This window comes from Arthrobacter sp. Y3221160, from assembly GCF_059092585.1.
The window spans coordinates 1,274,153-1,289,933 of record NZ_JBNHHU010000001.1; the positions used below are offsets into that span (position 1 = coordinate 1,274,153).

Here is a 15,781-nt window from a genome sequence, read left to right on the forward strand (position 1 = left end):
AAGAAGCAACCAATGAGCACTACTACTGACGTCGTCGTCATCGGGGCCGGGTTCGCCGGCCTCACCGCAGCCCGCGAACTCTCGCAACGTGGACATACCGTGAAGATCCTCGAGGCGCGCGACCGGATCGCGGGCCGCACGTGGGTGGAAGAGCGGATGGGCCGCGGCCTTGAACTCGGAGGCACCTGGGTCCACTGGGTCCAGCCCCACGTATGGGCGGAGATGACCCGCTACGGCATCGGCGTGGTCGCCGGCCCGGAGTTCGAGAAAGCCTATTGGTGGGCCGACGGACAGCGGCACGAGGGACCGGCCGAGCGGGTACTGGAGATCATCGACGAACCCAACAAACGCCTGCTGGAGCAAACCCGCGAACTGATCCCGTTGCCGTACCAGCCGCTGAGCAACCCCGCGGTCAAGGGCGTGGACCACGAAAGCCTCTCCGCCCGGATTGACGCGCTGAACCTGGACGAAGAAGCACGCCAACTGCTGCGCACGTTCTGGTCGCTGAACTTCAACGGCAAGATCGAAGACGCCGCCTTCACCCAGGCACTGCGCTGGTGCTCGGCCGCCAGCGGCGACTGGATGCTCATGTTCGAAGCATGCGCCACCTACAAGGTGCAGGGCGGAACGGCCGCCCTGGCCGCCGCGATCCTGGCGGACACGACGGCGGACCTGCACCTCAGCAGCACCGTCAAGTGTGTACAGCAGAACGACGCCGGGGTCACCGTCACCACCGCGGACGGGGCGACCCACGCCGCCAAGGCTGTGATCGTTACGTTGCCGCTGAACGCACTGGATTCGGTTGAGTTCTCGCCCGCGCTCTCGGAAGGCAAGCAGGCCGCTGCCTCACGCGGCCAAGCAGGCCTGGGGGCGAAGGTGTGGATTAAGGTTAGGGGCAAGTGGGACCGGTTTGTCGCTTTTGGCGCAGAAGACTGGCCAATCAACTTCGTCCAGTCCGAATACTTCGACGAGGACAGCACTACTCTGGTCGCCTTCGGACCGGACGGAAACGCAGTCGATGTCGAAGATAGGGACGCCGCGCAGGCTGTGCTGGAGAAACTGGTCCCCGGCATTGAGGTCCTCGAAATCACCGGGCACTCCTGGGTCGGCGACGAGTTCGCCAAATCCACCTGGCCCATGCACTACACGGGATACCTGTCGGAAAGTCTAGAGGAAATGCAGCGCCCCGAAGGGAACGTTTTCCTCGCCGGTTCCGACTACGCCAACGGCTGGGGCGGCTTCATCGACGGCGCCATCGAAAGCGGTCTGTCCACCGCGCGCATCGTCGCCGCCAAGCTCGAATAACACAGGTAACCCACGAGGCTTGAGCCTGCAAAAGAACGGATACATACACGCCATGACGAGCAACGACACCGCAACTGCACACGCCGAAGGACAAGGCTACGTCCCACAGGACGAATGGCCCGCCGTGACGGCGATGCTCGAAGGCTTCGGCGACCCGACCCTCCCGGTGAGCGACAAACTCGAGGGCAGTTCGTTCGACCTCGCCTTCGACAACGGATGGACCATCAGCCACTCCTTCGACCGTGGCGAGGTCACCTGGACGATCACAGGCGGCTCCGACGCCAGCGCCTCCGGCACCCACCCCTATAGGGCGGTCGAAGTGCGCGAGGAGATCTTTTACATCGACTTCCTCAAGGGCGAAGGCACCGGCACCCACGACGTCACCATGATCTTCAACCGCGCTGACGGCCGGGTCACGGTCGCTGACTCCTTCTTCGTAAACCGCCACGGGGACGTGCGCATGCACACCGATTTTCTCTCGGGTCGTGTGGCCGGCACCGGCGCGATTGAACCTCGCGCGGAAAGCAACGAGCTAACAGGCAAGCGCATTTTCTACCGCTACAGCCCTACCGAACGGTACGAGCACATCTACCTCAACTCCGGCACGTTCGTCTGGCACTGCGTCCAGGGCGCGGAACGGGGCCTGAGCGACGTCGATCCCATACGGGTATTCGAACTCGCCGATGGGATCGTGCTCCTGTACTGGAGCGAAACCGTCATGCCAGTCGAGTCATTCGTGGTCATCGACCTCGCCAACGAGCGCTCCATCGGGCGCATGTTCTGCTGGGACGGACCGACCCTGGCCCCCATGCACCTGCCCTTCGACAGCAGGTTCACCGTCCTGAACGAAACCCACTACCCCGCCGAATAACCCACAGGCCACGCGCACGCACAGCACCCCTGAATCCGCCTATACCAAAAGGACCAGACATGACCACGCAATTCGAAACCCCAGTCATCAGCTTTGAGGAGCTGCTCTCCGTCATCCAGCCGTCCGAGGGCGGCCGGGAAATCAAGGATCCGGCCACGGGCGAAGTCGTAGGCCGCGCGCCCGAACACACGGCTGCGGACCTAGAATCCGCCGTCAGTGCTGCCCGCGAAGCGCAGCCAGGATGGGCGGCCCTCGGCCACGAGGAGCGCAGCGCTTACCTGAACCGTGCCGCCGATGCCGTCGAGGCCTCGGCCGAGGCACTCGCCGAGCTGCTCTCCCGCGAGCAGGGCAAGCCGCTGAACGGGCCGAATGCCCGCTTCGAGGTCGGGGCCTGCGCGGCATGGCTGCGCGCCACGGCGTCCTTCGAACTCGAGACTGAAGTGCTGGTCGACGACGACGGCGGCCGGGCCGAACTCCACTACCGCCCCTTCGGCGTGGTCGGCGCGATCGGCCCGTGGAACTGGCCCATGATGATCGGTGTGTGGCAGCTCGCCCCCGCCCTGCGCATGGGCAACACCGTCGTGATGAAGCCCTCGAGCTCCACGCCGCTGTCGGTCCTCGCACTGGTGCACGTCCTGAACACAGCGCTCCCGAACGACGTCTTGCACGTAGTCTCTGGAGATCGGACCGTGGGCAACCTGTTGGTCGAACACCCCGGCATCGCGAAGATCATGTTCACCGGCTCTACGGCCGCGGGCAAGGCGATCATCCGCAACTCCGCAGATACCGTGAAGCGCCTGACCATGGAACTGGGCGGCAATGACGCCGGCATCGTGCTGCCCGACGCCGACCCGCAGGCGATCGCCCAGGACCTGTTCTGGGGCGCGTTCATCAACACCGGCCAGACCTGCGCTGCCCTGAAGCGCCTGTACGTGCACGAGGACATCTACGACGACGTCGTCAGTGCCCTGACCGAGGTCGCGAAGGCTATGCCCATGGGCGTTGGCCTGGACGAGAACAACGTGCTCGGCCCGCTGCAGAACAAGAACCAGTACGACATCGTCGCGAACCTGGTCCAGGCGGCCAAGGACTCCGGTGCCCGCGTAGTCCTTGGCGGCAACCCCGAACAGGGCCAGCCGGGCTACTTCTACCCGACCACCCTGGTCGCTGACATCGACAACGACAACCCGCTGGTCGCCGAGGAACAGTTCGGCCCGGCCCTGCCGATCGTCAAGTACTCCAGCGTGGACGAAGCCATTCAGATGGCCAACGCCCTCGAAGTCGGACTGGGCGCCTCTGTCTGGTCCTCCGACAAGGACCAGGCCCGCGAAGTGGCCGCCCGGATCCAGGCCGGCACGGTGTGGATCAACAAGCATGGAGCCGTGGACCCGCGGGTTCCGTTCGGCGGTGCCAAGCAGTCTGGCTACGGCCTTGAATTCGGCGTCGAAGGACTCAAACACTTGGGCCAGCCGCACGTGATTAGCTACTAAACTGCACCGCGGCAGTGGGCCATTGCGTCAACGGCCCCACTGCCGCGCTAAGAGGTTAGAGCGCAAACCTAAATTCGACCACGTCGCCGTCGACCATCACGTAGTCTTTGCCTTCGATCCGCACCTTGCCGCGGGCCTTGGCCTCGGCCATGGATCCCGCCTCCACCAGATCGGCAAACGAAACCACTTCCGCCTTAATGAAGCCACGCTGGAAGTCCGAGTGGATCACGCCGGCAGCCTGCGGAGCAGTGTCGCCGCGGTTAATAGTCCAGGCGCGCGCTTCCTTCGGTCCGGCCGTCAGGTAGGTCTGCAGGCCCAGCGTGTGGAAGCCAACCCGCGCCAGCTGGTCCAGCCCGGACTCGTCCTGGCCGTTCATCTCCAGCATCTCGCGGGCCTCTTCCTCGTCCAGCTCCACGAGGTCAGCTTCGAGCTTGGCATCCAAAAACACGCAGTCGGCGGGTGCCACCAGCCCGCGCAGCTCGGCCTGCCGCTCGGGGCTGCCGAGCACGGCGTCGTCCACGTTGAACACATAGATGAACGGCTTGGCCGTCAGCAGGCTCAGCTCCCGGAGGTTCTCCATGTCCAGCTTGTCGCTTGCGACGGAGGAAAAGACGGTGTCGCCGCGCTCCAGGACTTTCTGCGCCGCCTGCAGCGCAACCAGCTCCGCGGCGTCGCGCTTCTTGATCTTGACTTCCTTCTCCACCCGCGGGAGGGCTTTTTCCAAGGTCTGGAGGTCGGCCAGGATCAGCTCGGTGTTGATGGTTTCCATGTCCGAACGCGGGTCGACCTTGCCGTCCACGTGGACCACGTCGGGGTCGTCGAACACACGGATGACCTGGGCGATCGCCTGCGCTTCGCGGATGTTCGCCAAAAACTGGTTGCCCAGCCCCTCACCCTCGGAAGCCCCCTTGACGATGCCGGCGATGTCCACGAAGGACACGGTCGCGGGCAGGATCCGCTGCGACCCGAAGATCTCCGCCAGCTTCTCCAGCCGGGGGTCCGGCAGCGAGACCACACCGACGTTCGGCTCGATGGTGGCGAACGGGTAGTTTGCCGCGAGCACGCTGTTGCGGGTCAGTGCGTTGAAGAGGGTTGATTTGCCGACGTTGGGCAGTCCGACGATGCCAATAGTTAGAGCCACGGTAGTCAAGGATACCGTGGCCCGGACACATCGACCCGCGTGCCGTATTTTGTCCGGGGCGGCTGGCATGGTGAAGGTATGGATGCATCGCATGTACTTCTCGCCCTTCTAGCCCTGCTCGTGGGCGCCGCCGCCGGCGCCGCGGCCGTGGCCGTCCTTCTCCGCCGCCGGCTGGCGGATCTGCAGGACGCCGCGAAGGACGACGGCGACCGGCTGGCAGAGCTCTCGGCCCGCCTCGCCGGGGTGGAGGCGGAGCGCCGGATGCTCGCCGAGCAGAACGCACAGCTCTACGCCCAGGACGAGCAGGAGAACACCGTGCTGCGCGCCCTGATCCCGGTCGGTGAGAAGCTCAAGCTCGTCCAGCAGCAGGTCAGCCTGCTGGAACGGGACCGGGTGGAGCAGTTCGGCCAGTTGGCCGAACAATTGCGTGCAGCCCAGCGCAGCGACGAGGCGCTGATGCGTTCCACGCAGACGCTCGCCTCCGCGCTGCAGTCCAATTCCGCCCGCGGGCAGTGGGGCGAGGTGCAGTTGCGTCGGGTGGTGGAAGCTGCCGGAATGCTCGCCCGGGTGGACTTTGACGAGCAGGTGCACCTCGCCGGGGCGGACCGGACCGGCCGTCCGGACATGATCATCCGGCTGCCGGGTGGAAAGTCCATCGTCGCGGATGCCAAGGTCCCGCTGCGCGCCTACCTGCAGGCCCAGGAAATTCCGGCGGCCGCATCGGCTGCCGAACAGCAGCAACGGGTGGATCTGCTGAACGCCCATGCCAAGGCGGTGCGCGCCCACGTGGATGCCCTGGCGGGGCGGAAGTATTGGGAGAGCCTGCAGGCGTCCCCGGAGTTGGTGCTCTGTTTCCTGCCCTCGGAAGCGGTGCTCTCCGCCGCCCTGCATGCTGATCCCGGCCTGCTCGACCACGCCTTCGCCCGCAGCGTTGCGCTGGTCTCCCCCGTCTCGCTGCTGGCCACGCTGAAGTCGGTGGCCTTTACCTGGCGGCAGGAAGTGCTCAAGGACAACGCACGCGAGATCTTCGACCTGTCGCGGCAGCTCTACGAGCGGCTCGGAACGCTGGGCGACCATGTCACCAAGCTGGGGTCGTCGCTCAAGAGCTCGGTCGAGCGCTACAACTCGTTTGTGGGGACCCTGGAATCAAGGGTGTTGCCGACCGCGCGGAAGATCTACGCCTTCGACGGCACGTCCCTGGAGGAGCCCGCCGCCCCGGCGGCCCTGGAGAACACGCCCCGGCTACTCTCGGCCCCCGAACTGATCGAAGGCCGCGACCCGGCCGCCTAGCAGGGCAATCGTGGCGCCGTGCGGGGTGGAACCACCGCTTTGGGGCCACCCTGCACAGCGGATACCAGGGCTAGCGTCCCGGGCGGGTGACGCGGCCGCCGAGGCCGCGCGTTTCGTCGCCGCGTTCCTTGAGCGTGGCGCGCAGTTCCTTCGGCAGCGAGAAAAGGATGTCCTCTTCGGCGGTGACCACTTCTTCCACGTCGCCGTAGCCGTAGTCACCCAACAGGCGCAGCACCTCGCGCACCAGGACCTCGGGCACGGAGGCTCCGGAGGTCACGCCGACGGTGGCCACGCCCTCGAACCAGGACTCGTCTACCTCGTTGGCGAAGTCCACGCGGTAGGCCGCCTTGGCGCCGTACTCGAGGGCGACCTCGACCAGCCGCACGGAGTTGGATGAGTTTTCGGAGCCGACCACAATGACCAGGTCCGCCTGGGGTGCGATCTTCTTGATCGCGGCCTGGCGGTTGGAGGTGGCGTAGCAGATGTCGTCGCTCGGCGGATCCTGCAGAGCCGGGAAGCGGTCCCGCAGGATGGAGACGATTTCCATCGTCTCGTCGACCGAGAGCGTCGTCTGCGACAGCCAGATCAGCCTTTCCGGATCCCGCACTTGCACTGTCCGCGCCTCGTCCGGGTTGTTGACGATCGTGGTGTGGTCCGGCGCTTCCCCGTAGGTCCCTTCGACTTCTTCGTGTCCCTCGTGACCGATCAGCAGGATCTCGTTGCCGTCGCGGGCGAACCGCACCGCTTCCCGGTGCACCTTGGTCACCAAGGGGCAGGTCGCGTCGATGGTCCGCAGCTGGCGGTCCTCGGCGGACTGCACCACGGCGGGCGAAACCCCGTGCGCCGAGAAGACGACCAAGGCGCCTTCGGGAACCTCGTCGGTCTCTTCGACGAAGATGGCGCCCTTTTCCTCCAGCGTGGAGACCACGTGCACATTGTGGACGATCTGCTTGCGGACGTAGACGGGCGGGCCATAATGCTCCAGCGCCTTTTCCACCGCGATCACGGCCCGGTCGACGCCGGCGCAGTATCCACGCGGGGCCGCCAGCAGCACCTTCTTGTCACCGTCCACGGGTGCGGCAGCCCAGACCTCGTCCGGGGTGCGGCGCTTGCGGGGAATGGTAGGCATGGAAAGGGAAACAGCAGTACTGGCCATGCCTCTATGCTAGCCCGTGGGCCCGGTCCGCCGGGCCCCGCCCAGCACCGCGCGCAGGGTGAAACCGGCCACCGCGACCCCCAGTCCGGCGGCGGCAAAGACGGCGGCCCAGGGCCGGAAGTCGGCGACGGCCAACTCGACCAGCCTCCCCAGGACCACTCGGGCCAACGCACTTTCGCCCGCCGCATTCACTGCCAGCGGCGGTGCAAGCCCGGCGGCCAGCCAGAGGACCCCGCCCAGTAATCCCGCGCCAATACCGGCCCAGGCCAGCGCCGTGGCGGGACGCCGGGCGGCCAGCAGCATCAGCACCAGTGCCGCGGCCGCTGCCACCGCGGCAACCCACCACTGCGACGGCAGGTCCCGCACCGAGGCCAAAACGCCGCCCGCCTCTGCCGAGCCCAGTGGCAACAACACCTGCTCGGGGCTGCGGATATTAGTACCCAGCGCGTCCGCTACCCGCGAAACCGCCAGGGCCACCATGGGGGCGATATCCAGCGTGACGGCCGCCTCTCCCCCGGAAGTCCCGGAGAACGTATGCGCGTGCGACAGGGCCAGCGACTCGTTGAGGGCCCGCGGGAATCCGGCCAGTTCGGTCATCGCTCCAGCGGTTCGCTCCACGATGGGCCGCACGAGTTCCTGCAGGCCGGCCGGCAACTCGGCACTGCCGGCAACTTCTTCCGTGATGGTGGCGGCCAGCGCCGACCGGAACCCGGCGTCCTCGCCCAGCGGGGCGGCCAGCGACACGAAGCCCCCACGGTCGAGCACCCGTTGGTCGGCCCAGGCCCCGCAGAGCGCGGCCCCGGCGAGGAGCACGGCCAACATCCCGCCGACCGCAGCCAACAACGTCCGCACGGTCTCCTCCGTTTCCTTGCTTGCTTCAGGCAGATCCGGCGGGGCTCGAGGAGCGCCGCCTACCCCTACCCAGTACAACAGAGAATCCGATTGACAGGGATAACTGGTAAGAATGTAGGGTCTCCGGCAGCCGTCGGAATCACACCTCCGGAAGGGGCAATTCATGGAGTCAAGCGCGGTCCAAGGCGCCGGCACCGGACAATCGACCCTGCCCCCGACTGCCAACCAGACGACGGCGGACAACCCGTGGCCGCTGCGGCTGCTGTCCCAGAAGCTTAAGATGCACATCGACCGCGTGCCGCCCACCTGGGTCGAAGGCCAGGTCATTGAGCTCAACCGCCGGAACGCCACCACCTACCTGACGCTGCGGGACACCGACGCCGAGGCATCCTTCAGCCTGGTGGTCTGGGGCAGCGTGATGGCGCGCCTGGAGCTGCCGCTCGAACCGGGCTCCCGGGTGGTGGCCCAGATCAAACCCGACCTGTACGTCAAGACCGGGCGGCTGACCATGCAGACCCGGGACATCCGGCCGGTGGGGCTCGGCGACCTGCTGGTCCGGTTGGAGCGGCTGCGCCGGGCGCTGGCCGCCGAAGGCCTCTTCGATCCGTCCCGCAAGCGGCGGCTGCCCCTGCTGCCGCACCGCATCGGCCTCATTACCGGACGCGATTCCGACGCCATGAAGGATGTCATCCGGAATGCCTCGCTGCGCTGGCCCGCCGTCGAATTCGAGGTCCGGGAAGTTGCCGTCCAGGGCGTGAATGCCGTGGCCCAGGTGATGCAGGCACTCGCCGAGCTCGACGCCCGCAACGATGTGGACGTCATCGTCATCGCCCGCGGCGGAGGTTCACTGGAGGACCTGCTGCCCTTTAGCAACGAGGATTTGGTCCGGGCGGTGGCCGCCGCCGCCACGCCGGTGGTGAGCGCCATCGGACACGAAGCGGACCGGCCCCTGCTCGACGACGTCGCGGACCTGCGTGCCTCCACGCCGACCGACGCCGCCAAGCGCATTGTTCCGGACGTCAGCGAGGAACTGCATCGGATCGGGCAGGCCCGCGCCCTGCTTGCCCGCCGGGTGGAGCAGTTGGTCCACCGCGAAACCGAACGCCTGGCCGCGCTGCGCAGCCGCCCGGTGATGGCAAACCCCGCGGGCATGGTGGACGTCCGGGCGGAAGATCTCCACCGGCTCGTCTCCCGGGCCCACCAAGCCGTCTCGGCGGCCGTGCACCGTGACAGCGACCGGGTCGCCCACCTGAAGGCACAGGTGCGCGCACTGTCCCCCCAGAACACCCTGGACCGCGGCTATGCCGTGGCCCAGCTGCCCGACGGCCGGGTGCTGCGCGACGCGGCGGACGCACCGGCCGGAACACGGCTGCGGCTCCGGGTGGCCGTCGGCGAAGTCTCCGCCGAAGCCCTTCCCTGACGTCGTTCCCGGAATCCCAGACACCACCACACAACACCGGCACCGAAAGCGAGACCCCATGACAGAGCAGCCCGCACCGCCCGACGTCGCCTCCCTCTCCTATGAGCAGGCGCGCGAGGAATTGGTGGCCGTCGTCAGCCAGTTGGAAGCCGGCGGCGCCAGCCTTGAACAGTCCCTGGCGCTGTGGGAGCGCGGCGAGGCGTTGGCGGCCCGCTGCGAGGCATGGCTGGAAGGCGCACGGCAGCGGCTCGACGCGGCACGCCAGGCGGCAGGGACCGAGCCGTCGCCGGCCAGCCCGGGCAGCCCCGGAACCGCCGCGTCCCCGGTGTCACCCCTCTAGGCAGCCCCGGAACCGCCGCGTCCCCGGTGTCACCCCTCTAGTCCGCCCCGGCCCGCCCGGTTCCCGGGCATCGGACCGTCGAACCCGGCGGGCGTGCGTTACGAGGCAGCCAGGCGGGCCTTTTCCGCCTCGACGTCAAAGTCCGCCGGCGGCCACTGCGGGTCGATGTCTTCCAACGCCTGCAGCAGAAGCTCCTGGACGGCGATCCGTGCATACCATTTGTGGTCCGCCGGCACCACGAACCACGGCGCGTCGACGGTGCTGGTCCGCTCCAACATGACCTGGTAGGCCTGCTGGTACTCGTCCCAGCGCCGCCGCGCGTCCACGTCGCCGGGATCGTACTTCCAGTGCTTGTCGGCCCGGTTGAGCCGGTCGCGCAACCGTTTGCCCTGTTCGCGCTTGCCCAGGTGCAGCATGACCTTGATCATCCGGATGCCCCGGCGGGCCACCATCGCCTCGAAGTCGATGATCTGCCCGTAGCGTGCCTCCACCTCCGCCAAGGGCGAGAGCCCGTGCACGCGGTGGATGAGCACATCTTCGTAGTGCGACCGGTCAAACACTCCGATCATGCCGGGACCGGGCAAGGCCCGCTCCACCCGCCAGAGGAAATCGTGCTCCAGCTCCTCCGGCGTCGGCGCCTTGAAGGCCCGGTGGGAAATCCCCTGCGGGTCTGCGGCTCCGACCACGTGCCGGACGATCCCGCCCTTGCCGGAGGTATCCATCCCCTGCAGCACCAGCAGGACCGCGTCCGGCGCCCCGGCGCGGCTCTGCGCGAAGAGGCGTTCCTGCAGTTCGGACAGCCGGCGGTCCGAGGCCCTGAGCAGGAGTTTTCCCTCGGTCCTGCCGCCGAGGAATCCGGGTGTGGAGCCGGTATCGACACCGGCCAGGCCGAATCCCGGGCCGACCCGCAGCATCTCCGACGGCGTCCGCGTGAACTCGGGCAATCCGGTCTGTTCCACCTGGTCCTCCTGTTCGGCCCCGGCCGGCTTGGCCGGCAGTGCGGGTGGCGACAGCCTACCGAGCCGCCGGCGGCGCGGCTACGCAGACGCGGCTGTTACTGCCGGTATCCGGCCAGGAACTCCTCGATCCGCCCCACGGCTTCGGTCAGCACGTCCACGTTGGGCAGCGTGACCAGCCGGAAATGGTCCGGCTGCGTCCAGTTGAACGCCCGGCCGTGCGAGATCAGGATCTTCTGCTGCTTGAGCAGGTCCAACGCGAACTGCTCGTCGTCCTTGATCCCGTAGACTTCCGGGTCGAGCCTGGGGAACAGGTAGAGCGCGCCCTTGGCCTGCTGCGTGCTGACGCCGGGGATGGCGTTCAGCAGTTCATAGGCTTTATTGCGTTGCTCGAGCAGCCTGCCGCCGGGCAGGATGAGGTCGTTGATGCTCTGGTGGCCGCCCAGGGCGGTCTGGATGGCGTGCTGGGCGGGCACGTTCGCGCACAACCGCATGTTGGTGAGCAGGTTGATGCCCTCGATGTAGTCCGCGGCCAGGTGCTTCGGCCCGGAGATGGCCATCCAGCCGCTGCGGAAGCCGCACACGCGATAGGCCTTGGACAGGCCGCTGAACGTCATGACCAGCACGTCGTCGGCCAGCAGCGCCGTGTTCACATGCTCCGCATCCTCGTACAGGATCTTCTCGTAGATCTCGTCCGAGAACACCACCAAATTGTGCCGGCGCGCCAGTTCCAGCATCCCCTCGAGGATGTGCCGCGGATAGACGGCGCCGGTGGGGTTGTTCGGGTTGATGATCACGATGCCCTTGGTGTTGGGCGTGATCTTCCGTTCGATGTCTTCGAGATCGGGCAGCCAGCCCTCTTCCTCGACGCAGAGGTAGTGCACCGGGTGGCCGCCGGCCAGCGACACCGACGCGGTCCAGAGCGGGTAGTCCGGGGCCGGGATGAGCACTTCGTCGCCATTGTTCAGCAGCGCCTGCAGGCTCATGGTGATCAGCTCGCTGACCCCGTTGCCCAGGTACACGTCGTCCACGCCGATCTCTTGGATGCCGCGGGTCTGGTAGTACTGCGACACCGCGGTCCTGGCCGAGAAGATGCCGCGCGAATCGCTGTAGCCCTGCGCGGTGGGCAGGTTGCGGATCATGTCCACCAGGATGGCGTCCGGAGCTTCGAATCCGAACGGCGCCGGGTTGCCGATGTTCAACTTGAGGATGCGCTGGCCCTCGGCCTCCATCCGCTGGGCATGCTCGAGGAGCGGACCGCGGATGTCGTAGAGGACGTTGTGGAGCTTGTTGGACTGCTTGTACTGGGCCATCCAACGATCTTCGCACACGGCACGCGCCGCCCCGGAGACCGAAGCGGCGCGTGCACGGGAGCCGGGACCCTAACCGGCCAGGCCCTTTTCCGCCAGCCAGTCCGCGGCGGCGTCGGCCGGGTTGCGCTTCTCGTCCCCGCTGACCTGGCGGTTGAGGTCGATCAGGTCCTCGGTGGTCAGCGCTGCCGAAACCTCGTTGAGCACCCGGGCCGCCTGCTCGTCCACGGCGTCGCTGCGGATCAGCGGCAGCACCTGCTGGGCGATGAAGTTGTTCTTCGGGTCTTCCAGCACCACCAGGTCGTTGTCCTCGATGGACGGGGTGGTGGTGTAGATGTCGGCCACCTGAATCTTGTCGGTGATCAAGGCGTTGAGCGTGGTCGGTCCGCCGTAGTCGTTGATCGGTTCGAAGGACTTGGGGACGCAGCCGTAGTTGGCTTCCAGCCCCGGCAGCCCGTACTCGCGCTCGGCGAATTCGGGGTTGGCTCCGAGCACCAGTTCGCCGCACACCGGGCCCATGTCCTCGATCGACGTCAGCTGGTATTCCTCCGCCGTAGCCTTGGTCACCACCATCGCGTCCTTGCTCTCCGCCGATGCGGGCTCCAGCACGCCGAGTCCCTCGGGCAGGGCATCAGCCAAGGCTGTCATGACGTCCCCGGCGGAGGCCGCCGTCGCCTCGGTGTCCAAGAACAGCAGGAGGTTGCCGCTGTAGTCCGGGATGATATCCACAGACCCTTCCTGGACGGCGCTGACGTAGACCTCGCGCGAGCCGATGCCCGGTTTCGTGGTGACGTCGTAGCCGGCGGAGGTCAGGGCGCCCGCATAGATTTCGGCGATGATCTGGCTCTCCGTGCCGCCGCTGGCGCCGACCACCAGGGACCCGCCGGTGCTGCCTTCGGGGGCCGGCGTCGGGTCCTGCAGGGGGTCGGATCCCCCGCCGCAGGCAGCCAGCACCAGGGCCAGGGCGGCCGCCCCTGCGGCGAGCACGCTGCGCCGCGCGGCCGGGTTCTTGTCGTGTCCGCGGTTGCTGGCGTTGTTCCCGGGGTGGTCCTTCATGCTCATCTCCTCATGTGCCGGCAGTGGCTGTTCCAACCTTACTTGTTCTGCCTTTCGGACCGACCCCGGGGCCGCGCAGGCCGGGCGATACGGCGACTTTCTGCACCGCGGCCAGCAAGGCATCGACGAGCAGTGCCAGCGCCGCGATCAGCAGCGCACCGGCAAACAGCCGCACCGAGTCGCGGACCGCCAGCCCGTCGATCAGATACCGGCCCAGGCCGCCCAGGTTGATGTAGGCCACGACGGCCACCGTGGCGATGACCTGCAGCACGGCGGCACGCACACCGCCCAGCAGCACGGGCAGCGCGTTGGGCAATTCGGCGCGGAACAGGACCTGCCACTCGGTCATGCCCATCGCCCGGGCGGCGTCCACCAGCTGGCGGTCGACGGCGGCGATCCCCGAATAGGTGCCGGCCAGCAGCGGCGGAATGGCCAGGATCACCAGGGCGTAGATCGGCGGCATCAGGCCCAGGCCCATCAGGATGACGAACAGGGTCAGCAGGCCCAGCGTGGGCATGGCCCGCAGTCCGCTGGCAATGCCCACGACGGCGAGGCGCCCCCTTCCGGTGTGGCCGACGAACAGCCCCAGCGGCACGGCGATGGCCGCGGCGATCACCAGGGTCAGGGCGCTGTAGTACAGGTGCTCGGCCAGCCTGGCCGGCACGCCCGCCGGACCGGCCCAGTTGACCGGATCCGCCAGCCACGCCGCGGTTTCCTCGAACAGGTTCATCCGCGCACCGCCGCTTCCGCGGCGTCCGGCCGTTCCCCTGCGGCGGCAAGGGAGCCCGCCCCGGCACCGCCGGCCGCCGGCAGCGCGCCGGTCGCGCCGCGCGTCCGCGGCCCGGTTCCGCCGGCGGCCGCACCCGGGCGCCGCCACGGCGTGAGCACCCGCTCAAGCGCCAGCAGGAGCACGTCCATCAGCGCCGCCAGCACCAGGGTCATCAGGATCCCGACCACGATTTCGGTCATGAAATAGCGCAGCAGCCCGTCGGTGAACAGGAAACCGAGGTTCCGGACGCCGATCAGCGCGCCGACGCTGGCCACCGAGATGTTGCTCACGGACACCACCCGCAGCCCGGCCACCAGCACCGGAATGCACAGCGGAAGGTCCACGCTGAAAAACCGGCGGACCGGCAGGTAGCCCATGGCCACCGCGGCCTGCCGGATGCCGTCGTCCACGGAGTTCAGCGCGTCCACCGCGGCGCGGACCAGCAGCGCGACCGAGTACACGGTCAGCGCCACGATCAGGTTGGACATTTCCAGGATCCCGGTACCCAGGATGACCGGCAGGATCACGAACAGGGCGAGCGAGGGAATCGTGTACAGCACCGAGGAGAGGGACAGAATAACGCCGCGCACTGCGCGGATCCGCCAGGCCAGGTAGCCCAGCGGCAGCGACAGCACGAGCCCGAGTACCAGCGGGAGCGCGGACTGGAACAGGTGGAGGGCGCTCAGCTCCAGCACATAGGGCAGGTTCGCGAGGAACCACTCCATCAGCTGCCGCCCGCTTGGAGCCTCTGCAGCACGGCCGCGGGATCGACCAGGCCGGCCACCCGCCCGTCGGCGTCGACGGCGACGCCGGCCCCGGACGGCGACGACAACGCCGCATCCAGCGCCTGGCGCAGGCTGGACCCCACGGTGAACAGCGACCCGCCGATGCGGGCCCGCGCCGGGTCCACTTCCCCGGGCGGCAGCCACCCCGCGGGTGCGCCGTCGTCGTCGGTCAGCAACAGCCAGCCTTCCCGGGACGCCTCGCCGACGCTGTCCGCGGTCGCGGTGCGGGCAGGCAGCAGCGGCAGCCCGTGCGCGCTGCTAAAGGACAGCGAGCGGAAGCCGCGGTCCCGGCCGACGAAACCGGCGACGAAATCGTCCACCGGCGCCCGCAGGACCTCCTCGGGCGGGGCGAACTGGGCCAGCCGGCCCCCGGTGGCGAAGACGGCCAGCTTGTCCCCGAGGAGGGCCGCTTCGTCGATATCGTGCGTGACGAAGACGATGGTTTTCGCCAGCTGCTGTTGCAGCCGCAGCAGTTCCTGCTGCAGCTCGGCACGGACCACCGGATCCACCGCACTGAATGGCTCGTCCATGAGCAGGATCGGCGGGTCCGCCGCGAGCGCCCGCGCCACTCCGACGCGCTGCTGCTGGCCGCCGGAGAGTTGGGCCGGATACCTGCCGCCCAGCTCCCGGGACAGCCCGACGACGGCGAGCAGCTCGTCGGCCCGCTTGCGGGCCGCGGCCCGGCGGACGCCGTTCAGCCGCGGCACGGTGGCGATGTTGTCCAGCACCGTGCGGTGCGGCAGCAGCCCGGCGGCTTGCATGACGTAGCCCATGGACCGGCGCAGGGCCGCTGCGGGCCGGCCGGAAACGTCGTGGCCGTCCACGAGGACGGACCCGGAGGTCGGCTCCACCATCCGGTTAATCATCCGCAGCGAAGTGGTCTTGCCGCAGCCCGAAGGGCCCACGAAGACGGTGATCGCGCCGCGGTCGATGTCCAGCGTCAGGTCTTGGACCGCCGCCTGTCCGGCGTAGGTCTTCGTGACGGCGCGGAACTGCACCATGGGGCCTGCACCGGCTCCGGCCGAGCGTTCGGCCTGCAG

The 15,781-nt window shown here is 68.0% G+C and carries 15 protein-coding genes; 6 read left to right on the plus strand and 9 right to left on the minus strand.

Going from position 1 to position 15,781, the window contains the following annotated elements; translation table 11 throughout:
• Positions 1-12: 12 nt before the first annotated feature.
• Genes AC5RWG_RS05790 through AC5RWG_RS05800 form a run of 3 tightly spaced genes read left to right on the plus strand, consistent with a single transcriptional unit; the run spans position 13 to position 3,666 of the window.
• Complete coding sequence (locus AC5RWG_RS05790; RefSeq protein ID WP_494166559.1) at positions 13-1,305, plus strand: flavin monoamine oxidase family protein; 1,293 nt, start codon at positions 13-15, stop codon at positions 1,303-1,305.
• 52 nt (positions 1,306-1,357) lie between these two features.
• Positions 1,358-2,176, plus strand: a complete 819-nt coding sequence (locus AC5RWG_RS05795; RefSeq protein WP_494166560.1) for a MoaF C-terminal domain-containing protein — start codon at positions 1,358-1,360, stop codon at positions 2,174-2,176.
• Between the two features lie 59 nt (positions 2,177-2,235).
• Positions 2,236-3,666 (plus strand): aldehyde dehydrogenase family protein, encoded by a 1,431-nt coding sequence (locus AC5RWG_RS05800; RefSeq protein WP_494166561.1) that lies wholly within the window; start codon positions 2,236-2,238, stop codon positions 3,664-3,666.
• A 55-nt stretch (positions 3,667-3,721) separates the two neighbouring features.
• Here AC5RWG_RS05800 and ychF read toward each other — a convergent pair whose 3' ends face one another.
• Positions 3,722-4,807, minus strand: a complete 1,086-nt coding sequence (gene ychF / locus AC5RWG_RS05805; RefSeq protein WP_494166562.1) for a redox-regulated ATPase YchF — start codon at positions 4,805-4,807, stop codon at positions 3,722-3,724.
• A gap of 78 nt (positions 4,808-4,885) precedes the next feature.
• On the opposite strand from ychF, the gene AC5RWG_RS05810 reads away from it, so the two are divergent.
• The gene (locus tag AC5RWG_RS05810) at positions 4,886-6,097 is read left to right on the plus strand and encodes a DNA recombination protein RmuC (protein WP_494166563.1); all 1,212 of its coding nucleotides are present in this window, start codon (positions 4,886-4,888) and stop codon (positions 6,095-6,097) included.
• A gap of 70 nt (positions 6,098-6,167) precedes the next feature.
• On the opposite strand, the gene AC5RWG_RS05815 is transcribed toward AC5RWG_RS05810, so the two are convergent.
• Together AC5RWG_RS05815 and AC5RWG_RS05820 are read right to left on the minus strand one after the other, a co-directional pair.
• Positions 6,168-7,253, minus strand: coding sequence for a 4-hydroxy-3-methylbut-2-enyl diphosphate reductase (locus AC5RWG_RS05815; RefSeq protein WP_494025485.1), 1,086 nt, complete (start codon positions 7,251-7,253; stop codon positions 6,168-6,170).
• 9 nt (positions 7,254-7,262) lie between these two features.
• Entirely contained in the window at positions 7,263-8,105 is an 843-nt protein-coding gene (locus AC5RWG_RS05820; protein WP_494166564.1) for a hypothetical protein, read from the minus strand.
• A gap of 163 nt (positions 8,106-8,268) precedes the next feature.
• On the opposite strand from AC5RWG_RS05820, the gene xseA reads away from it, so the two are divergent.
• A complete protein-coding gene (gene xseA, locus AC5RWG_RS05825; RefSeq protein ID WP_494075589.1) occupies positions 8,269-9,525 on the plus strand; it encodes an exodeoxyribonuclease VII large subunit in 1,257 nt (418 codons plus the stop codon).
• Between the two features lie 58 nt (positions 9,526-9,583).
• A complete protein-coding gene (locus AC5RWG_RS05830) occupies positions 9,584-9,865 on the plus strand; it encodes an exodeoxyribonuclease VII small subunit (protein ID WP_494075590.1) in 282 nt (93 codons plus the stop codon).
• A gap of 98 nt (positions 9,866-9,963) precedes the next feature.
• On the opposite strand, the gene AC5RWG_RS05835 is transcribed toward AC5RWG_RS05830, so the two are convergent.
• The 6 genes from AC5RWG_RS05835 to AC5RWG_RS05860 form a co-directional block, all read right to left on the minus strand.
• The gene (locus AC5RWG_RS05835; RefSeq protein ID WP_494167099.1) at positions 9,964-10,779 is read right to left on the minus strand and encodes a PPK2 family polyphosphate kinase; all 816 of its coding nucleotides are present in this window, start codon (positions 10,777-10,779) and stop codon (positions 9,964-9,966) included.
• Between the two features lie 140 nt (positions 10,780-10,919).
• Complete coding sequence (locus AC5RWG_RS05840; RefSeq protein ID WP_494000367.1) at positions 10,920-12,134, minus strand: pyridoxal phosphate-dependent aminotransferase; 1,215 nt, start codon at positions 12,132-12,134, stop codon at positions 10,920-10,922.
• Between the two features lie 69 nt (positions 12,135-12,203).
• Complete coding sequence (locus AC5RWG_RS05845) at positions 12,204-13,187, minus strand: ABC transporter substrate-binding protein (protein WP_494075591.1); 984 nt, start codon at positions 13,185-13,187, stop codon at positions 12,204-12,206.
• Positions 13,188-13,197: 10 nt separating this feature from the next.
• Positions 13,198-13,917 carry an ABC transporter permease gene (locus AC5RWG_RS05850; protein WP_494166565.1) on the minus strand — a complete coding sequence of 240 codons (720 nt, stop codon included), beginning with the start codon at positions 13,915-13,917 and terminating at the stop codon, positions 13,198-13,200.
• Positions 13,914-14,681, minus strand: coding sequence for an ABC transporter permease (locus AC5RWG_RS05855; RefSeq protein WP_494166566.1), 768 nt, complete (start codon positions 14,679-14,681; stop codon positions 13,914-13,916). Before AC5RWG_RS05855 ends, AC5RWG_RS05850 begins: the two co-directional genes overlap by 4 nt.
• Positions 14,681-15,742, minus strand: a complete 1,062-nt coding sequence (locus AC5RWG_RS05860; protein ID WP_494012998.1) for an ABC transporter ATP-binding protein — start codon at positions 15,740-15,742, stop codon at positions 14,681-14,683. The genes AC5RWG_RS05855 and AC5RWG_RS05860 overlap by 1 nt, the downstream gene beginning before the upstream one ends.
• Positions 15,743-15,781 lie beyond the last annotated feature (39 nt).